Below are 19110 nucleotides of genomic sequence, written 5' to 3'. Positions count from 1 at the left end.
CACGAACAGTAGCAAGGCGGGTATCGGAGAGTTTTCTCCCGGCACCTGCCGGCCCATCCTGGCGGCTGCCATTCGGGAGTGTCGCGCGTGGCGTCACCCGTGTCCGGGTGTTGTGCACGAAGGTGGAGGAGTGGCATCCATGAGCACGGTCGAGCCGTTCTGGGTCGCGGGTCGGCCGGTAACGGGTTCAGCGACTTTCCCGGTGCGGCACCCCTGGGACGATCGCCTGATCGCCATGGTCGCGCAGCCGGACCCGGCGCAGGTGGACGCGGCGGTGGCGGCGGCCGCAGCGGCCGCGGACGCCATGGCGGCCATGCCGGCCCACGGCCGGGCCACCGCGCTCGCCCACGTTGCGGGCCGCATCGCCGAACGCGGCGAGGAGCTTGCCGCCCTCATCACCGCCGAGAGCGGCAAACCGCTGACCTGGGCCCGGGTCGAGGTCGCCCGGGCGATCTCGACGTTCCGATGGGGCGCGGAGGAAGCCCGGCGCTGGTCGGGAGCGCTGCAGCGGCTCGACACCGACCCGGCGGGGGCGGGACGCGTCGCGGTGGCCAGGCGTTTCCCCCGCGGCCCGGTGTTGGCGATCACGCCGTTCAACTTCCCGTTGAACCTGGTCGCGCACAAGGTCGCACCCGCGTTGGCGGTCGGCGCGCCCATCATCATCAAGCCCGCGCCGAAGACGCCGCTGTCCTGCCTGCTGCTCGCTGAACTGCTCGCCGAGACCGACCTGCCCGACGGCGCGTGGTCGGTGCTCACCGTGCCGAACGAGGCCATGGCCGAGCTGGTTGCGGACCCGCGGCTACCGGTCGTGTCCTTCACCGGTTCGGCCCCGGTGGGCTGGTCGATCAGGGATGCGGTGCCGCGCAAGCACGTCGTCCTCGAACTCGGTGGCAACGCGGCGGTGCTGGTGGCCGCGGACTGGTCCGCCGCGGCGGACCTGCGCTGGGCGGCGGGCCGGATCGCGACGTTCTCGAACTACCAGGCAGGCCAGTCCTGCATCGCCGTGCAGCGGGTCTACGCGCAGCGCGACCTGTACGAGGAGCTGCTGGCCGAGGTGACGGCCGCGGTCTCCCGCCTGTGCACCGGCGACCCGGGCGACGAGGCGACCGAGGTGGGGCCGCTGATCGACCTGGCCGCGGCCGAACGGGTCGAGCTGTGGATCAGTGAGGCGGTGGCGGCGGGCGCGACGGTGGTGCTCGGCGGCAAGCGGGACGGCACGACGATGGCGCCGACCGTGCTGCGTGGCGTTCCCCCCGACGCCCGCCTGGCCCGGGAGGAGGTGTTCGGGCCGGTGCTCGTGATCGAACCGGTCGACAGCCTGGACGAAGGCCTGGCCCGGATCAACGACAGCCCGTACGGCCTGCAGGCGGGGGTCTTCACCCGGGACGTACAGGTAGCGTTCCGGGCGCACCGGGAGCTGGAGGTCGGCGGTGTGATCATCGGGGATGTTCCCGCCTACCGGGCCGACCAGATGCCCTACGGCGGCGTCAAGGGGTCGGGGATGGGCCGGGAGGGTGTGCGGGCGGCCATGGAGGACCTCACCGTCGAGCGGGTCATGGTCCTGACCGGCATCGACCTGTAGCCGTAGCCGGTGTCGGTGTCGGTGTCGGTGTCGATGGAGGTCAGAACTGCGTCTTGCGGAAGTCCCAGCTAGTGATCTTGGATGGGGTGATCCGGAGCCAGCCGTGCCGCCCATCGTGGATCATCTCGTCGCGGCCGGTGTACTTGCCGGCGAACAGCCGCTCTGGCCCGGCCAGCTCCGGGTCGGGCGCGCCCTTGCGCGGGATGTCCCCGACCGGCTCGGCCGTTCCCTTGATCTCGACTCCCCGTAGTTCCTGGTACCGCTCGCCGGCGTCCACGACGACGGCCACCCGCGGATCGCGGACGATGTCGGTCCAGCGCTGGCTGCGGACGATGGAGTTCAGCCACAGCGACGTGCCGTCCCAGACGAACCACAGCGCGGCCACATGCGGACCATCGCTGCTGAGGGTCGCGACCCGGCAGGTTCGTTCCGCCGCCAGGAAGTCGTCGACCTCGGTCGGGGCCATCGCGATGGCCCGTCCGCGACGCTGTTCCCGAGTCGCCACGCCGGCACGCTCCTTTTCTTGTCCGCTTTTCTGCTAGCTTCGCTAACCAACCATCAACAGGGTGATCTGGTTCATCGTGGCGCAAGGGGGTGGCTGGGTGCCAGTGGATACCGAGCGTCGCGGACGGATCCTCATCGTCACGATGCGCCGCGAGGTCAAGCGCAACGCCATCGACCGCGAGATGGCCTTCGGCATCGACGCGGCCCTCAACGAGCTCGACGACGATCCCGACCTCTGGGCCGGGGTGATCACCGGAACGAGTGCGGTGTTCTCCGCCGGCACCGACCTCGTCGACGGCCGGGACGCCGTCACCGAACGAGGCGGTGAATACGGGATCATCCGCCGGCGCCGGACCACACCGCTGATCGCCGCGGTCGAGGGCTGGGCATTGGGGGGCGGTTTCGAGATCGCGCTGGCCTGCGACCTGATCGTCGCGGCACGCACGGCCCAGTTCGGGCTGCCTGAGGTCATCCGCGGGCTGGTCGCCTCCAGCGGCGCGCTGTTTCGGGCACCGCGTGCGCTGCCGCTGCACGTCGCCAAGGAATTGCTGCTCACCGGGCGGCCGCTCGATCCGGAGCGGGCGTATGCGCTCGGGCTCGTCAACATGGTGACCGAACCGGGCGAGGCGCTCACCGAAGCCGTGCGCCTGGCGACGACCATCTGCGCCAACGGGCCAGTCGCCGTTCGGGCGAGCCTCGCCGCGGTCAACCGGCTGGTCGCGGCCGACGATGACGAGGGCTGGCAGGCGACAGCCGACGCGGTCGCCACGATCGTCGCCTCCGAGGACAGTCAGGAGGGCATCCGCGCCTTCCTGGACAAACGTTCGCCAGAGTGGACGGGCCGGTAGGCGGCTCTCAGAGCATTCCGGCACCGATCGTTGCCGCACCGGGATCCCGGCGCGGTCGTCAACGTGCACGACACGCGCCGGGCCGCCAGCTGGCTGGTCGGGTGTGGGGATGGTCAGATGTGGCGCCCGCCGCCGACTTCCAGCACCGTCCCGGTCATGTAGCTTGACAGTTCGCTGGCCAGGAAGAGCGCGGCGCCGGCCACCTCGGCGGGTTCGCCCACCCGGCCCATCGGGATCTCGGCCACCTTCGAGTCCCAGACGTCGCGCGGCATCGCCTCGGTCATGGCGGTCCGGATCAGGCCGGGCTGGATGGCGTTGACCCGGACCCCGCCGCGGGCCAGCTCCTTTGCGGCGGCCTTGGTGAGCCCGACGATGCCGGCCTTGGCCGCGCTGTAGTTGGTCTGGCCGAAGTTGCCGACCTTCCCGGAGATTGACGACATGTTGATGATCGAGCCGGCGCCCTGTGCCTTCATGGCCAGGCCGGCCGCCTTGGTGCCGAGCCACGCCCCGAAGAGGTGGATGTCGATCACGAGCCGGAAGTCGTCGGCGGACATGTTCTTCATGCTGGCGTCGCGGGTGACGCCAGCATTGTTGACCATGATGTCGATTCGGCCGTATTCCTGCTGGCAGGCATCGACGAGCGCCTGGACGTCGTCCTCCTTGGTGACGTCCGTGCGTACGGCGATCGCGGCCCCGAGCTCCTTCGCCGCTTCGGTGGCCTTTTCGATGTTGATGTCGGCCAGCACCACCCTGGCGCCGTTGGCGACGAAGAGCTGGGCGATGGCGAGCCCCAGGCCCTGCGCGCCACCGGTGATGACAGCAGCCTTGTCCTCGAGTAGTCCCACGGGTGCTCCCTTCCCCACGCGTGCATGCGCGCCGGCGGCGCGCACCTCGTCGGCTCGGCCGCAGAACAGGCGAGTCCGTGTCACGAGTCCTTGTCACGAGTCCGTGTCAGCAGTAATACCGCGTCCGCCCCTCCGCGGGCGCGTGATCGCGGCCTGCACGGATGACCGACGCCGATCATCTGGCGGTTCAGCGGCGCTCTGTGTCCGGAAAGCGTGGGCGTGGGCACGGGCGGTAGGTGGTTTCGGTCGTGGGGGCAACCATTTTTACCTACGGTCTGGTGTGTGTCCGGCTAGGCCGTCGGTGGTTTCGGCCGTGGGGGTAGCCGTTTCTACCTACGGCAGCTGGCTCCGGATGTCCCTCGGTTGGCTCCGGACGTCTACCGCCAGGCGGCGAGGACGTCGCCCGGTCCCCAGACGAGATCCACCTTGGTGAGGTCCATACCCGGGTTGGTGCCGGAGAGGGACACGACGGCGAATCCCGTGCCGCCGAGCGTGAAGCCGGGCACTGCGACCGCGCTCCGCATGAGTTCCGCGAGGTCGTGGTCGTCGAACGGGGTTCCCAACCACTTGACCGATCCGACGACGTACAGGCGCTGCGCCACGGGTGACCGGTCGGCTCCGACCAGGTCCACCTCCGGGTCGAACTGGCGGTTCCACCAACCGCCAACTGTTTCAACATCGGGCCAGGGGGACGCGCCGGACGCCGACGCGAGTTCCAGCGATTCGCGGACCAGCGGCTCGACCGCCCTGCCCCGCCACGCCGGCCAGCGACGTTGCACGAGCCGGAAGGCCGACTCGGGTCGTCCGCGGCGTGCCTGTTCCTGAGCGCGCCGTAGCGCGGCGAGGTAAAAGCGCAGGTTGCTGTCTGCGATCCGGTAGAGCGCAGGCTTGCCGGGGCGGGTCGACAGCGGTTCGTCGACGGCGAGTACCCGCTTCTCCCCGACCAGTCGGCGTAGCAGCGGCGACAGCGATCCCGACGGCAGAGCACCCTCCCGGTTGCCGGCGGATGCGGCGATGTTGGCCTGGGTGCGGTCTCCGCTGCCGATCGCCTCGAGGACGCGTCGTGCCTGATCGGGTGCGGGAAACTCGGCCAGCAGCGTCGATTCCGGCACGCTGAACAGGGGCGAGGCCGGATCGGCGCATTCCTGTTCGACAAAGAGCAGCGGCGGAGTTCCGGGTGGCCAGTTCCGCAGGATGCCTGGCAGTCCGCCGGAGACGAGATGAGCGTCGATCGCGTCGGCCGGGCCCAGCCCGAGGGCGTGTCCGGTCTCCGCCGGGTTGAGGGGACCGAGGATGAGGTTGTCGGCTCGTCCGAAGAACGGACGGTCGTAGGCGGTGAGCCGTTCCATCATGTGAATGTCGCTGCCGAGCAGCAGCAGGAGGACGGGGCGCCCGGCGAGTAGTCGGTCCCAGGCCGTCTGCAGCGCGCCGTCGAACAGACCGTCCTGCTCGGCGAGCCAGGGAAGTTCGTCGAGGACGACGACGGCCGGGGAATCCGGTAGGACCGCGGCGAGGACACGGAAGGCGTCCGGCCACCTTCCCGCGGATTCTGCCGGTACGAGGTCACGATCGATCGGCAGGGACGAGTCCCTGAGGTCCAGGAAGAAGGCGGCCACCGATTCGACGGGCGAGGCACCCTTGGTCGCGGTGAAGAAGAGGTAGGGGACACCGGCCTGATCGCAGAACTCCTGCACAAGGCGTGACTTTCCCACCTGGCGGCGGCCGCGGATGGCGACCGCGCTCCCGCGACGGGATGCTACGACCTGGTCCAGACGCTTGCGCAGGAGGCCAAGTTCGGTTGCTCTTCCAACGAAACCTCGCGACACGGGGGCATCCCATCTATGTAGATGGCATCTACATAGAGGCATGCTACCGGCGATCAGTAGAGGATCTGGTTGGCTGGGCAGGTGTCGCGACGGGTTCCGTGTGTCGGGGCGATCATCATGGACGCGGCTGGCGCGCTGCTGCTCGTTCAGCGGGCGCGGGATCCCGGCCGCGGCCTGTGGTCGCTGCCGGGCGGGCGGGTCGAGGCGGGGGAGAGCGACACCGCCGCGCTCGTCCGGGAGATCCGCGAGGAGACCGGCCTGGAGGTGACGGTCGGGCCGCTGGTCGGGCGGGTGACGCGCCCGGGGCCGGGCGGTCCGGGGTCCGGCGGGGTGGTCTACGACATCGCCGACTACGTCAGCCACGTCATCGGCGGGGAGCTACAGGCCGGGGATGACGCGGCGGACGTGCGTTGGTGCGCCGACCTGGGCGCGATGGCGCTCACCGAAGGGCTGCTCGACGCACTCGTCGCCTGGGGTATCGTCGCGGCCCCAGGCGGCTGATCGGGCGGGAGTCAGGTCAACAAGCGCGGATCAACAAGCGCGGGTCGGGCGGCCTCAGCTACCGCTGGGCACGGGACGGCCGGGCTGCTCCCCGCCGCGGGCATCGCCATAGGAACGCTTGGGCACCATCACCTTGCGGCGGTAGATGCAGACGAGCGTGCCCTCCTGGTTGTAGCCGCGGGTCTCGACCTGAACGATGCCCCGGTCGTCCCTGCTCCTGGACTCGATCTTGTCCAGCACCTCGGACTCGCCGTAGATCGTGTCGCCGTGGAACACGGGCTTGACGTGCTTGAGCGACTCGACTTCGAGGTTGGCGATCGCCTTGCCCGAAACGTCGGGCACGGACATGCCCAGCAGCAGCGAGTACACGTAGTTGCCGACGACCACGTTCCGCTTGAACTCGGTGGTCTGCTCGGCGTAGTTCGCGTCCAGATGCAGCGGATGGTGGTTCATGGTCAGCAGGCAGAACAGATGGTCGTCATACTCGGTGATGGTCTTGCCTGGCCAGTGCTTGTAGACGGCACCGACCTCGAACTCCTCGTAGTAACGACCAAACTGCATGATGTAGCTCTCCTCGCTGCAGCGTGAGCTCCGTCATGGACGCGGCCATGCCTGGACCCGCACCTGGACACCTGGCACCTGAACCCGTTGCCGATCCTCCCAGGTCGGTCGCACATCCGCCGGATTTGCGACCAGGGGATGATCGTGTACCCGGCAGTGACCGGTCCGGCTTTTTCGGTCAGGATGGAGCAGGCGGCGGTCGGCGCCCATTCGGCCGATGACCGGGTGATGACCGCGTGATGACTGTGGGATGGCCGTGTGATGACGACGCGATGACCGCGTCGCGGGACGTGAGGAGTTGGCGATGCAGCTGGGCGTACATGTGGTCCGGTTCACCTGGCCGGGCGGCACCGAGGCGATTGCGCCGGTCCTGGCGCGTGCCGCCCGGATCGCCGATGACGCGGGGGTGAGCCATCTCAGCGTGATGGACCACTACTTCCAGATGGAGGCGATGTTCCCCGCGGATGAACCGATGCTGGAGGGCTACACGACGCTGGGTTTCCTGGCTGCCCACACCGCCAGGCTGCGTCTGGGCCTCCTGGTCACCGGAACGACCTACCGGCATCCGGGACTGCTGGCGAAGATCGTGGCAACGCTGGACGTGCTCTCGGGCGGGCGGGCGGAACTCGGCATCGGCGCAGCCTGGTACGACCGCGAGCACCACGGTCTGGGCGTGCCGTTCCCGCCACTCGCCGAGCGGTTCGAGCGGCTCGAGGAGACGCTGCGGATCTGCCGGCAGATGTGGAGTGACGACAACGGCCCGTTTGACGGCCGGCACTACCAGCTCGCCGAGACGCTCTGCGTGCCCGCGCCGATCAGCCGGCCACGACTGCCGATCCTGATCGGTGGAGGCGGGGAGAAGAAGACGCTGCGTCTGGTCGCCACCTACGCGGATGCCTGCAACCTGTTCGCGCCCTCGGTGGATGCGGTCGCGCACAAACTCGACGTGCTCAAAGCTCACTGCGACGCGGTCGGCCGCGACTACGCCGAGATCACCAAGACGATTCTCCACGGCGGGGACGCCTTGACTCGCGGCGAGCCGAGCGCGTTCCTGGCTGACGTGGAGCAGTACGCGCGGATTGGCGTGGACACGGTCATCGTGGTGCCGCCCGGCGGCGAGCCGGCGGACGCCTGGATCGAGCGGGCCTGTGTGCCGGTGGTCAAGGACCTTGCCGACATCGGTACCGGCTCCTGATCGTGTTCCAGCTGTCAGCTGTCAGCTGTCAGCTGTCAGCTGTCAGCTGTCGTCGAGGTCGAGGTCGAGGTCGAGGTCGAGGTCGAGGTCGAGGCGCAGCTGCGGGCGGGTGGGATCCCGTAGGTCGGTTCCGGCGGCCAACCATCGCCGCTGGAGCTCGGCCGCTCCGTGTACCCGCTTGAACGCCGACTCGTTGGGGGTCATCGGCAGGACCGGCAGGAAACGCACGGGTGCCGGTGCCTGCGTCGCTGTCCGGGCCGGCAGTGTCGCCGGTGGGTCGGTCGGGTCTGCCAGCGGCAGGTCGGGGATGAGCCCACCGGGCTCGGCGACGAGGACGGCGGTGAAGCGCGCGCCGTCCCAGAGCGGTTCACCCAGGTCGAGTCCTGCTCCGGCGACAACCGGGACGCCTTCGACAGCGGGTATCGCCGCCAGCAGGGCGAGCCGCCGGGCGACGCTGTCGCGCTGGTCCTTCAGGGAGAGCACCAGCTCGGTGCGTGGTCCGGTCGGGTCGATCATTGATGATGCCGGATCGCCCATCGGGGCAATGGACATCCCGAGGGTTGCGTAGCGGACGACTCCCCGCGTTGTGCTGCCGAAACGCAGGACCTCGATGGGCTCGGCGCCGAGAAATGTGATCTCCGCGCGTCCGGTGTCAGGCCCGAGCTCCCGGATCAGGTGGGCCTCCACCAGCCTGAGTACATCCGCGCCGTCCATGGAACCGACCCTACGGGTCTGATGAACCGTCTATGGCGGCAGCGGCTGCTCGGTCCAGATGACCTTGCCGTTGGACGTGTATCGGACACCCCAGCGTCGGGTGAGCTGAGCGATCAGGAAAAGGCCACGGCCGCCTTCGTCGGTGGTGCTGGCACGGCGCAGCCGGGGGGATGTGCTGCTGGCGTCGGATACCTCGCAGATCAGCGTGTGGTCGTGTAGCAGGCGAACCTGGATGGGGCCGGTTGCGTGCCGGATCGCATTGGTGATCAGCTCACTGACAACCAGTTCAGTGGTGAATGCGGCTTCCGCCAGCCCCCAGGCGGTGAGTTGCCGGGTGACCGCTGCACGCATGGTGGAGACGACCGTCGGGTCAGCGGGTATCTCCCAGCTGGCGTGGCGTTGTGGATCAAGCGCGCGGGTTCGAGCCACCACAAGGGCGACGTCGTCACTTGGATGAGCTGGGAGCATGGCCGTGACCAGAGCCTGGCAGGTCTCCTCCGGCGGACGGTCGGGATGGGCCAGCAGGCGCCGGAGCTGGTCGAGACCAGCGTCGATGTCGCGGTGTCGGTCCTCGATGAGCCCGTCGGTGTACAGGACGAGTTGACTGCCGGGAGCCATCTCGAAGTCGACCGCTTCGAAGGGCAGTCCACCAAGGCCGAGCGGTGGTCCGGCAGGTAGATCGAGGAACTCCACGCTGCCGTCGGGCGCAATGAGTGCGGGCATCGGGTGTCCGGCCCGCGCCATGGTGCAGCGTCTGGAGACCGGATCGTAGATCGCGTACAGGCAGGTTGCCCCGATCATCCCGTGCCCGCAGGGTTCGGCGCCCTCCTCCTCGTCAAGACGGTTGACCAGGTCGTCGAGATGACCGAGGAGTTCATCGACAGGCAGGTCCAGGGCGGAGAAGTTCTGGACGGCGGTACGTAGGCGACCCATGGTGGCGGCGGCGTGCAGGCCGTGGCCGACCACGTCACCAACCACCAGGGCAACGCGGGCGCTGGACAGGGGGATGACGTCGAACCAGTCGCCGCCTACTCCCGACTGGGCAGGCAGGTAGCGGTGGGCGACTTCGACGGCATGCTGTGCGGGTACGCCCCGGGGGAGCAGACTGCGTTGGAGGGCCAGCGCCAGTCCGTGTTCGCGGGTGTAGCGGCGGGCGTTGTCGATGCACACGGCGGCCCGGGCGACCAGTTCCTCGGCGAGGGACAGGTCATCCTCCTCGAAGGCGCCGGGCTGTTCGGATCGGTAGAAGCTGGCGATCCCGAGTGTCTCGCCGCGTGCGCGCATCGGGACTGTCATGAGTGAGTGGATGCGATGGTCGAGAAGAGTCTCACCGCGCGCGGGATCCTGAGCCAGCCATCCGCTCGCGACCCGTAGATCTTCCTCAAGAACTGACCGCCCGTGGGTGAAGCACCGCGCCTGGGGGGTTGCCGGGAGGTAGCACACGAGGTCACCCGGCGGGTAGAACGCGCCTTCTGTCGTGATGCCGCGGACGGCGATGCGGCGCATTCCTTCATTCATGCTGGTCGGTTCGTCCCCGCGCAGGACAGCGTCAGGAAGATCAACGGTGACGTGGTCGGCGAATCGTGGGACCGCGACATCGGCCAGCTCCTCGGCGGTCCGCGTCACGTCCAGGGTGGTACCGATGCGCATGCTGGCCTCATAAAGTAGCCCCAGACGTTTCCGTGCAGCGACTGCGAGCTGGCCGACCCCCGGTTCGCCCACCAGCAGCAGCCACCTGTCGGTGTCACCAGCCGGCTCGGCCATTTCCGGCTCGGCCACTTCCGATTTGATCAGCCGTAGCTGTCGTGGCAGGTCGTTTTCGGGTGCGGAGTGTGGGAGCGCGATGCCGCCTGTGGTGACCGGATGCCGCGGCGTCCCGCCGGTGAGGCTGGCCTCGACAGCGAGCCCCGCGGCACCGGCGGAGGCCGTCACCGGCCGACACACCAGCACGGCTACCTGGCCGTTGGACAAACGCACCTCCACGGCAGCCAGACGCGCGGCGGAAATGAGGTCCGTCGCCTTCTCCCGCAGGATTTGTTCGTCCTGGTTGTTTATCCTGAGGTTGGCGGCGGCACGAAGGACGACCTCGGCCGGTGCTTGAACGCACGGGTCACCTGCTACCGCCACAATGGACGTGCGAGTGCGCCGTTTGTTCTGGAGGAATGTCCGGAGGAGGGCGCGCTCCCGCTCCGCACACTGTTCCAGTAGCTGCCGTTCGATGGCGCCGGCGGTTTCACGGACCAGAGCCACCATCGCCGGATCAGCGGCAGAGCGCAGGCAGGTGAGATCGATGACGCCTTCGATCCGGCCGCTGATCGGATCGCGTATCGGTGCGCCCGCGCAGACATACGGGTGTAGGCGGGCGGCGAAGTGCTCGACGCTCGAAACATAGGAGGGGCCACGTTCCACGAGCGCGGTGCCGATCCCGTTGGTACCGACGACGTGTTCGGCGTAGCTGAAGCCGGGTGCGAGACACACCCCGTCCAGATGTCGGTTCAGCGCCAGCCCGCTTGCGCGACGCTGGAGGACAGTTGCCTCACTGTCGGTGAGAATCACGCCTACTCCGGTACCCGCGAGGCTGGCTTCCAGCCGATCGAGAACAGGCGCGGCCACGCGGGCGATGCGTTCCTCCGGGTCGAGATCGGACCGGTAGGAAGGCGCGAGACGGTCCGGGGTGAGCCCGACCGACTCGCAGCGTCGCCACGAGCTCAAGATCGGAACGCGGACGCTTCCCCCGGCCGGTTCGCCTGTCGCGAGATGCTCCCGGGCACGTTCGAGCGCGCCAGCGTCCTCAACGGCGTTTGTCATCGGGCACTTCTCCTCGCGCAAGATCGAGTGGTGTCCTCTCTGATCATCGGCGTGGTGTTCATTCTCATCGTCTCTTCCGGCTCATCGTCTCTTCCGGTCGGCGGGATAAACCATATCTCCGGCTGGCGTGGATCATTTCGTTCGCATTTTTACTCGGAGTAATGACCCGGGTTGGGGTCGCGTAAAGTTTCGGTTCACGGGTGAACATTTCGTGGTCGTAAGTCCTACTAATCACCGCAAATGGAGCTGCGGGCTGAGGCGTGCAGGCGGTTCTGATGATCAAGAAATGTGGGTCACAAAAACAGCTCGGTCGCACGCGTCGGGGAGCCCACAGACGGATCCGGGTCGTTCGGTTCGTTGAGCGGTTGGTTCGTACCGGTCCGCCGCCTCGGGTTGGGACCGGTCGCTGGATGCGGGACGCGGCGCCGGCGACCCGAAGGAACCTAATAGGCTGTGAGCGTCCGACCCCGGGCGCTCACAAGGCCGCGCGGTCACGGCTCTTCTCCTGCGGCCGGAGGCCCCGAGCAATCCAGACGTGGAGGCCGCCATGGCGCAGGTGCTGAGCAAGGGCGCGAACGCACCGTTGTCCACTAATGATGTACGTGTGGAGATCAGTTCGTCGACTCCGCTCGACATCGCCGCGTTGCTGGTCACGGCGGGCGGCAAGGTCCGTTCGGACGCCGACTTCGTGTTCTTCAACCAGCCCACCGGCCCCGGGGTGCGCCTCCTCCCACCCTCGGCGCTCGAGTTCGCACTGGGGCTGGTACCCGTCGACATCGACAAGGTCGTCATCACCGGCAGCCTGGACGGTTCCGGCCCGTCGACCTTCGCCACCGTCGGGGCACTGCAGGTCTCCGTCAGGGATCTTCGGGGCGCGGAACTCGCCCGTTTCGACCCGGTCGGGCTGACCGTTGAGACGGCACTGGTGCTCGTCGAGTTGTACCGGCGCCAGGGGTCCTGGAAGGTGCGTGCCGTGGGGCAGGGATACGCCTCGGGCCTTGCCGGTATCGCCACCGACTTCGGGATCACAGTGGATGATCCGGCAGTGGATGAGGCACCCACGCAGCTCTATGTGCCGCCGACGCAGCCGGCATCCCCAGCGCAGCCGGTAGCCCAACCCCAGCAGCAGTGGGGCCAGCAGCCATCACCGGCCCCGCAGGCACAACAACAATGGGGTCCGCCGCACGGCCAGCAGTCACAACCGGCCCCGCAGGCACAACAACAATGGGGTCCGCCGCACGGCCAGCAGCCATCACCTGCCCCGCAGGCACAACAACAATGGGGTCCGCCGCACGGCCAGCAGTCACAACCGGCCCCGCAGGTGGCCGGTGCCCCGACCGTCAACCTGGACAAGGGCCGGGTCTCGTTGCGCAAGGGCCAGAGTGTCTCACTGGTCAAGACCGGGACCCCGCCGTTGACCCGGGTGCGGATGGCACTGGGTTGGGATCCGGCCCACCGGGGACGCCAGATCGATCTGGACGCCTCCTGCATCCTGTTCGACAGCCGCGGCAAGGACGTCGACAAGGTGTGGTTCATGTCGAAGAAGGGTGCCCGCGGCGCGGTTCGCCATTCCGGTGACAACCTCACCGGCAGCGGCGAGGGCGACGACGAGACCATCTTCGTCGATCTTGCGGGGCTCCCGTCCACCGTCGAAGCGCTGGTCTTCACGGTGAACAGCTTTCAGGGCCAGCAGTTCACCGAGGTCCGTAACGCCTTCTGCCGCCTGATCGACGATTTCACCGGTGCCGAGCTCGTCCGTTTCGACCTGTCGGAGTCAAAACCGCACACCGGTCTCGTCATGTGCAAGGTTGTACGTCAGCAGGGTGGGCCGAACTGGACGATGACGGCCATCGGCGAGTTCCACGACGGCAAGACCGTACGCGCGATGGTCGGGCCGTCCAGGCAGTACCTCTAGCCCGCTCGAGCGCTAGCCCGCTTGGGGCCGCCGGCCGCGCGAGAAGAAGCATGCTCGCGCGGCCGGCGGCTGGCGGGGTTGGCTACGGGAGTTTGTACTCCTTGAGCAACGCCCGGCTGATGATGCGCTTCTGTACCTCGGATGTACCCTCGCCGATGAGCATGAACGGCGCCTCCCGGAAAAGTCGCTCGATCTCGTACTCCTTGGAGTAGCCGTAACCACCGTGGATGCGGAACGACTCGGTGGTCACCTCGAAGCAGTACTCGCTGGCAAGGTACTTGGCCATACCCGCCTCGACGTCGTTGCGCTGGCCGCTGTCCTTCTTGCGGGCGGCGTTCACCATCATCAGGTGGCCGGCCTCGACCTTGGTCGCCATCTCGGCCAGCTTGAAGGCGATCGCCTGATGGTCGACAATCTGCTTACCGAAGGTGCGGCGCTGCTGGGCGTAGGCGATCGCCAGCTCGAATGCCCGGATCATGATGCCGCACGCGCGGGCCGCGACATTGACCCGGCCGACTTCGACACCGTCCATCATCTGGTAGAAACCCTTGCCCCGGCCGTCGGCGCCGCCGAGGATCGACGAGTTCGGTACCCGGTGGTTGTCCAGCACCATCTCGGTGGTCTCGACGCCCTTGTAGCCGAGTTTGTCGATTTTTCCGGGAATCGTGATGCCGGCGTTGGTGCCGAAGCCTGGCTCCTTTTCCAGCAGGAAGGTCGTCATGTTCCGGTAGACCGAGTCGGCACCCTCGTCGGTCTTGACAAGGGTGGCGACGATGCCGGCACGGGCACCGTTGGTCAGCCACATCTTCTGGCCGTTGATGAGGTATTCGTCGCCGTCGCGAGTGGCCCGGGTGGTAATGGCGGACACGTCCGAACCGCAACCCGGCTCGCTCAGGGAGAATGCGCCGCGCACCTCCCCGGTCGCCATTTTCGGCAGGAGCCGCTGCTTCTGCTCGGGGGAGCCGTGCTGGAGAAGGAGGTAGGCGACGATGAAGTGTGTGTTGATGACACCCGAGACGCTCATCCAGCCGCGGGCTATCTCCTCGACAACCAGGGCGTAGGTGAGCAGCGATTCACCGAGCCCGCCGTACTCCTCCGGAATGGTGATCCCGAAAAGCCCCATCTCCTTCATGGCTTCGACGATCGCCTCGGGGAACTCGTCCTTGTGTTCGAGTTCGGTGGCGTACGGCAGAATCTCCTTGTCGACGAACGTGCGCACGGCCGACAGAATGTCAGCCTGAACATCGGTCAGACCGTCGGTCTGCGCGATCCTGCCCATCGTTTCCGCTTCCCTTCTCCGCCTATCACCGGTAACCGGCACCTGCCGACTGCCCTGCCGACTGCTCTGCCGACTGCTCTGCCGAAAAACAGCCGCACAGCCGCACAGCCGCGTACGGGCTGCACGTCAATCGCGACCATTGCGAATGGGCTGCCACACTTATGAGCAGTATCGCGGCATTCGGGGTCGGGCGCGAGTGGAGCCAGCGGCCGTGGCCTGGCTGGTGCAGCCCGGCGCGAGCGGAGCAATGATCATTTTTGCCAAGAGCGCCCGGCATCGGAGGCGGAGGTAGCCTCACGCCGTGACCACAGCACCGGCTCGGCTGTTCTGCCGCAGGCTGGCGGGCCTGCTCGTCCTCGATCCCAACGGGGATGTGGTCGGGCGAGTCCGTGACGTGGTCGTGACCCTGAGACTGGGCCGCGAACCGCCGCGCGCGCTGGGGCTTGCCGTCGAGGTGCAACGCCGTCCCATCTTTGTGCCGATCAGCAAGGTGACCGGGGTGGAGTCGGGCGCCGTCGTGCTCTCCTCAGCCCGGTTGAGCTGGCGCCGGTTCGCGCAGCGTCCGGGCGAGATCCTCGTGCTCGGCGAGCTCCTGGACCGGCAGGTGACGTTGGTCGCGACCGAGGCGACCGTCACCGTGGTGGACGCGGCGATCGAACCGATCCGCGGTGGCGACTGGGTGCTCGACCAGGTGGCGGTACGGACCGGTCGGCGACGACGCGGCGAGGTCCGCACGGTCTCCTGGGATGAGGTCACCGGCATCTCGTTGCCCGCGGAGACCCAGGGTGCGGCGAACCTGCTCGCGGCGTTCGAGAAACTCCGCCCCGCGGACCTCGCGTCCCTGCTGCACAATCTTTCGAGCAAGCGCCGGGCCGAGGTCGCCGCGGCCCTTGACGACGAGCGCCTCGCCGACGTCCTGGAGGAGCTGCCCGAGGATGAGCAGATCGAGCTGCTCGGCGGGCTCGCCGACGATCGAGCGGCTGACATCCTGGAGGCGATGGGTCCAGACGATGCCGCCGACCTGCTGAGGGACCTGCCCGCCGAGGAGGCCGAGCGGCTGCTGCGGCTGATGGAGCCGCAGGAGGCGGCACCGGTGCGCCGGCTGCTGGTCTACCCGGACAACACCGCCGGCGGTCTGATGACCAGTGAGCCGGTGATCCTCGGCCCGAACGCGACCGTGGCCGAGGCGCTCGCGCGGGTGCGGGCGCCGGAACTGTCACCGGCGCTGGCCGCGCAGGTCTACGTGGTCCGCCCGCCGTTCGAGACCCCGACCGGACGTTATCTGGGGCTTGCGCATTTCCAGCGGCTGCTGCGGGAACCGCCTGGGATCCTCGTCGGTGGCATCATTGACATCGACATCACCCCGCTGCGCCCGGAGACGTCCCTGCCGGAGGTGACCCGCCTGCTCGCCTCGTACAACCTGGTGGCGGTTCCGGTGCTGGACGGGCTCGCCAGACTGGTCGGTGTGGTCACCGTCGACGATGTTCTCGACCACATGTTGCCGGCCAACTGGCGGGAACGTGACCTGGATTCCGATGCCCGCGTGGGCGCTCTCGGCGATACCGCCGATACCGCCGATACCGCCCACAGCGATTCCGACGGTGATTCCCGCGGTGACACCCACAGTGACGGCCACAGTGATTCCCACAGCGATGCCCGAAGTAACGCTGTGAGCACGGCGCTGCCAGGCGGTCAGGATCGGCGCGACAACGGTCTGAGGCGGCCCGGATCATGAAGATCCGCCGCGGTGCGGGCAGGCTCGACCAGCCTCGTCCGTCACGCCGCTCAGCGTTGGCCCGCCGGCCCGCCGAAGCGGACGCCTTTGGCCGGGTTGCCGAACGCATTGCCCGGTTCATCGGAACCGCCCGTTTCCTTGTGCTGCAGAGCGTGGTGGTCGTAATATGGATCTGTTACAACATTGTCATGCCGCTTGACCTGCGGTTCGACAACTATCCGTTTATCTTCCTGACATTGGCGTTGTCGTTGCAGGCGGCTTATGCAGCGCCGTTGATCCTGCTGGCGCAGAACCGGCAGGACGACCGGGACCGGGCGAACCTCGCTCAGGACAGGGAGCAGACCGGCCGCCAGCTCGACGACACCGAATACCTTGCCCGCGAGATTGCGGCGGTTCGGGCCAAGATCGGCGAATTGGCGACCCGTGACTACCTGCGCTCGGAGCTGCGTACGGAACTGCGAGCGCTGTTGGCGGAGTCCGTCGCCGTCGGTGAGGATACCGACGGCGGTCAGCGGCGCGGTGCTGGCACCCAGGCGCGACGCGCTGAACGTCGCAACGCCGCTGACCGGCGACCATGACCTGGCAGAAGTTCTGTGCGGGTCGAGGTGAGTCGCGATGGCGTCAGGTAAGAGATCCGCGGCAGAGGGTGAGAATAGACAGTGCGATTTCGACCCCGCGCGGTCCGAGTTCCCCCGACCATGCCGCGATGATTTCATTCTCCCGCGAGTGCTCGATGCGCGGACCGCCGTCAGCCGAGCGCAGCGCCTGAATCTGGCGGGACACATCGAGGCGTGCCCCGACGAGCGCGCGAAGCTGGGTATCGATCTTGTCGATGGCCGTTCGGCCGTCCTCGATCGAGGAGATAGTCGGCGCGGAGGTGACAGAGTTGAGCGCTTCCCTTGTCATCTGGGCCCTTTTCGTCCGTGGCCCGGCCGCCCCAGAGCCTCGTGAGCCCGGGTGAGTCCGGGCCGTCTGGTCTCGGTGTGTCGCGTCAGTCGCGAGGCAACCCAGGGGCCAAGCCCGGCCCCTGGTAAAAGTGATCCGGCGATCTACGTGCGCGGCGTGCGCAAAGGTCGGATGTACCGGTCACATCCACCAGCATGCCAGGCGAGAATGCCACCGTCCAGTGGTCGTTCGGTTACCATTGTGTCGACGTCGCCGCTGCCGTGTGCCAGCGGCCGAGTGACAGGATCATGTCGTGGACCAGCTGCAGTTGGACGGCATGCCGCGGCGACTTTTCGTGTGCACGCCGTCGAAGCTTTCCGCCTTTGCCGACTGCCCGCGCCGGTACCGGATGGCATACCTGGACCGCCCGGCACCGCCGAAGGGCCCGCCGTGGGCTCACAACTCGATGGGTGCCAGCGTGCACCAGGCCCTGCGGGCCTGGTGGGACGAGCCGCTGGCGGGCCGTACCCCAGCTCGCGCCGCGCATCTCGTCCGCCTCGGGTGGCTGCTGGACGGCTGGCGGGACGTCGATCAGTCGCTTCGCTGGCGGGAGCGGGCAGCGCAGATGGTGGAGCGCTATGTGGCTGGGCTTGATCCGGCCGCCGAACCGGTGGCGGTGGAACGCCAGGTAGCCGCACGCACCGAACGGTTGGCGCTGTCCGGGCGGGTCGACCGGCTCGACGATCGTGACGGTGAGCTTGTTGTCGTCGACTACAAGACCGGCCGCCGTCCGCTCACCGATGACGATGCGCGAGCCTCCCAGCCGCTCGCCCTGTACGCGCTCGCGGCGTCGAAGACGCTGCGTCGGCCGTGCTGGCGGGTTGAGCTGCATCATGTTCCCACCGGCGACGTGCTGGCGGCCGAGCACGACGAGGCGTCGCTGGGCCGCCAACTGCGCCGCGCCGAAGCCCTGGCGGACGACGCCGAGCGCGCGGGCGAGGCGTTTCGCGCCGGCGCCGCGCCGGACGCGGCGTTTCCGCCGTCGCCGGGTCAGCTGTGTTCCTGGTGCGACTATCGGCGGCATTGTCCCGAGGGTCTCGCCGCCGCTCCCGACCGCCAGCCGTGGGACGCCATCGCCGACGGCGACCTGTAGCCTCTCCCGTCTTCACGGGGACACGGTGGATGCCTGAGCGGTTGCGCCATCCGCGTAGAGCCGCAGGCCGAGTGCCGCATAGCTGTCCGCACTCGCTCGCAGTCCGATCTCGTCCTCGGTGAGCAGCGCCTCCGCATGCCGCCGTACCAGAACGGGCAGGCGGCCGCTCACTGTCGATTCGAGTTGCCGCAGCTGCTCGACGTCCGGGGGAACGACGAGCCCGTATCTGACCAACGCGAGCAGCGCGTGGACTTCCAGGCCGTGGAACTCGTCTTTGCGTAGGCGGTCGAGTAGGTGTCGCAGTGTAGACTCCGCCGTGCCGGGGTCTTTCGCGCTCGCGGCGACCTGGGCTCGGGCGAGCTCGATCCACGGGTACATAAGGGTCATCGTTATTGCGTGTCGGCTGTCCGCATCCTTGAGCAGTTGCGCCGCCTCCGTGTGGCGACCCAGGAGGGCAGCGCAGTGCGCCTGTTCAGCGATGACCGCGGACAGTAGGGGCCGTCCACCCTTCTCAGCCAGGGGCAAAGCCTCCAGAGCAGCGGCGTGTGCTGGTTCGAACCGCGCGGCGAGCCGAAGGCACATCGCTTCCGCGAGGCCTTCCTGCGCTTCGAACAGAGGGAATTCAAACACGGGGAAGTCGTCGATGGGGTCTCCGCCGTCGCTGGGTAGCAGGATGGTGCCGGTAGTGGCCGTGATGCTCAACCGGGCGAAGGCTGCGACCGCGCGCAGGTAGGGAACCTCGGACAGGTGGTCCAGAAT

16 protein-coding genes and 1 pseudogene are annotated in these 19110 nt (G+C 68.0%); 8 read left to right on the top strand and 9 right to left on the bottom strand.

Annotated features, from left to right (window positions below):
* Positions 1 to 139 precede the first annotated feature (139 nt).
* Complete coding sequence (locus U9983_RS10990) at positions 140 to 1582, top strand: aldehyde dehydrogenase family protein (protein ID WP_322753909.1); 1443 nt, start codon at positions 140 to 142, stop codon at positions 1580 to 1582.
* Between the two features lie 40 nt (positions 1583 to 1622).
* Here the strand turns inward: U9983_RS10990 and U9983_RS10985 are convergent, their stop codons facing one another.
* On the bottom strand, positions 1623 to 2048 hold the full coding sequence (locus U9983_RS10985; protein ID WP_322753923.1) for a pyridoxamine 5'-phosphate oxidase family protein: 426 nt from the start codon (positions 2046 to 2048) through the stop codon (positions 1623 to 1625).
* Positions 2049 to 2184: 136 nt separating this feature from the next.
* On the opposite strand from U9983_RS10985, the gene U9983_RS10980 reads away from it, so the two are divergent.
* Entirely contained in the window at positions 2185 to 2934 is a 750-nt protein-coding gene (locus tag U9983_RS10980) for an enoyl-CoA hydratase-related protein (protein WP_322753908.1), read from the top strand.
* Between the two features lie 113 nt (positions 2935 to 3047).
* Here the strand turns inward: U9983_RS10980 and fabG are convergent, their stop codons facing one another.
* Both fabG and U9983_RS10970 read right to left on the bottom strand, forming a co-directional pair.
* Positions 3048 to 3779: a 3-oxoacyl-ACP reductase FabG gene (gene fabG, locus U9983_RS10975; RefSeq protein ID WP_416211354.1), complete on the bottom strand. Its 732-nt coding sequence runs from the start codon at positions 3777 to 3779 to the stop codon at positions 3048 to 3050.
* A gap of 377 nt (positions 3780 to 4156) precedes the next feature.
* On the bottom strand, positions 4157 to 5647 hold the full coding sequence (locus tag U9983_RS10970; protein WP_416211347.1) for an ATP-binding protein: 1491 nt from the start codon (positions 5645 to 5647) through the stop codon (positions 4157 to 4159).
* Positions 5648 to 5674: 27 nt separating this feature from the next.
* Between U9983_RS10970 and U9983_RS10965 the strand changes: the two genes are divergently transcribed.
* On the top strand, positions 5675 to 6106 hold the full coding sequence (locus U9983_RS10965) for an NUDIX hydrolase (RefSeq protein WP_416211346.1): 432 nt from the start codon (positions 5675 to 5677) through the stop codon (positions 6104 to 6106).
* Between the two features lie 54 nt (positions 6107 to 6160).
* Here the strand turns inward: U9983_RS10965 and U9983_RS10960 are convergent, their stop codons facing one another.
* The gene (locus U9983_RS10960) at positions 6161 to 6667 is read right to left on the bottom strand and encodes a MaoC family dehydratase (RefSeq protein WP_322753905.1); all 507 of its coding nucleotides are present in this window, start codon (positions 6665 to 6667) and stop codon (positions 6161 to 6163) included.
* 304 nt (positions 6668 to 6971) lie between these two features.
* On the opposite strand from U9983_RS10960, the gene U9983_RS10955 reads away from it, so the two are divergent.
* Complete coding sequence (locus U9983_RS10955) at positions 6972 to 7862, top strand: LLM class F420-dependent oxidoreductase (protein WP_322753904.1); 891 nt, start codon at positions 6972 to 6974, stop codon at positions 7860 to 7862.
* Positions 7863 to 7904: 42 nt separating this feature from the next.
* Here the strand turns inward: U9983_RS10955 and U9983_RS10950 are convergent, their stop codons facing one another.
* Both U9983_RS10950 and U9983_RS10945 read right to left on the bottom strand, forming a co-directional pair.
* Positions 7905 to 8576, bottom strand: a complete 672-nt coding sequence (locus tag U9983_RS10950) for a suppressor of fused domain protein (RefSeq protein WP_322753903.1) — start codon at positions 8574 to 8576, stop codon at positions 7905 to 7907.
* A gap of 30 nt (positions 8577 to 8606) precedes the next feature.
* On the bottom strand, positions 8607 to 11384 hold the full coding sequence (locus U9983_RS10945) for a SpoIIE family protein phosphatase (protein ID WP_322753902.1): 2778 nt from the start codon (positions 11382 to 11384) through the stop codon (positions 8607 to 8609).
* Positions 11385 to 11931: 547 nt separating this feature from the next.
* Here U9983_RS10945 and U9983_RS10940 point away from each other — a divergent pair.
* Positions 11932 to 13299 carry a TerD family protein gene (locus tag U9983_RS10940; RefSeq protein WP_322753901.1) on the top strand — a complete coding sequence of 456 codons (1368 nt, stop codon included), beginning with the start codon at positions 11932 to 11934 and terminating at the stop codon, positions 13297 to 13299.
* A gap of 82 nt (positions 13300 to 13381) precedes the next feature.
* Here U9983_RS10940 and U9983_RS10935 read toward each other — a convergent pair whose 3' ends face one another.
* Positions 13382 to 14578 carry an acyl-CoA dehydrogenase family protein gene (locus U9983_RS10935; RefSeq protein ID WP_322751135.1) on the bottom strand — a complete coding sequence of 399 codons (1197 nt, stop codon included), beginning with the start codon at positions 14576 to 14578 and terminating at the stop codon, positions 13382 to 13384.
* Positions 14579 to 14879: 301 nt separating this feature from the next.
* Here U9983_RS10935 and U9983_RS10930 point away from each other — a divergent pair, with 301 nt between their 5' ends.
* Positions 14880 to 16313: a magnesium transporter MgtE N-terminal domain-containing protein gene (locus tag U9983_RS10930; protein WP_322753900.1), complete on the top strand. Its 1434-nt coding sequence runs from the start codon at positions 14880 to 14882 to the stop codon at positions 16311 to 16313.
* Positions 16310 to 16891: a DUF1003 domain-containing protein gene (locus U9983_RS10925; RefSeq protein WP_322753899.1), complete on the top strand. Its 582-nt coding sequence runs from the start codon at positions 16310 to 16312 to the stop codon at positions 16889 to 16891. Before U9983_RS10930 ends, U9983_RS10925 begins: the two co-directional genes overlap by 4 nt.
* A 43-nt stretch (positions 16892 to 16934) precedes the next feature.
* On the opposite strand, the gene U9983_RS10920 is transcribed toward U9983_RS10925, so the two are convergent.
* Positions 16935 to 17324 carry a chorismate mutase gene (locus tag U9983_RS10920; protein WP_322753922.1) on the bottom strand — a complete coding sequence of 130 codons (390 nt, stop codon included), beginning with the start codon at positions 17322 to 17324 and terminating at the stop codon, positions 16935 to 16937.
* 187 nt (positions 17325 to 17511) lie between these two features.
* Here U9983_RS10920 and U9983_RS10915 point away from each other — a divergent pair, with 187 nt between their 5' ends.
* Positions 17512 to 18351, top strand: a complete 840-nt coding sequence (locus U9983_RS10915; RefSeq protein ID WP_322753898.1) for a PD-(D/E)XK nuclease family protein — start codon at positions 17512 to 17514, stop codon at positions 18349 to 18351.
* 12 nt (positions 18352 to 18363) lie between these two features.
* On the opposite strand, the pseudogene U9983_RS10910 reads toward U9983_RS10915, so the two are convergent.
* Positions 18364 to 19110, bottom strand: a pseudogene (locus U9983_RS10910) (hypothetical protein); the annotation flags it as partial.

It is taken from the genome of Protofrankia sp. Cas3, assembly GCF_963555955.1.
In the GTDB taxonomy this organism is placed as follows: Bacteria; Actinomycetota; Actinomycetes; order Frankiales; family Frankiaceae; genus Protofrankia.
This window is presented reverse-complemented; position numbering and strand designations above follow the sequence as displayed.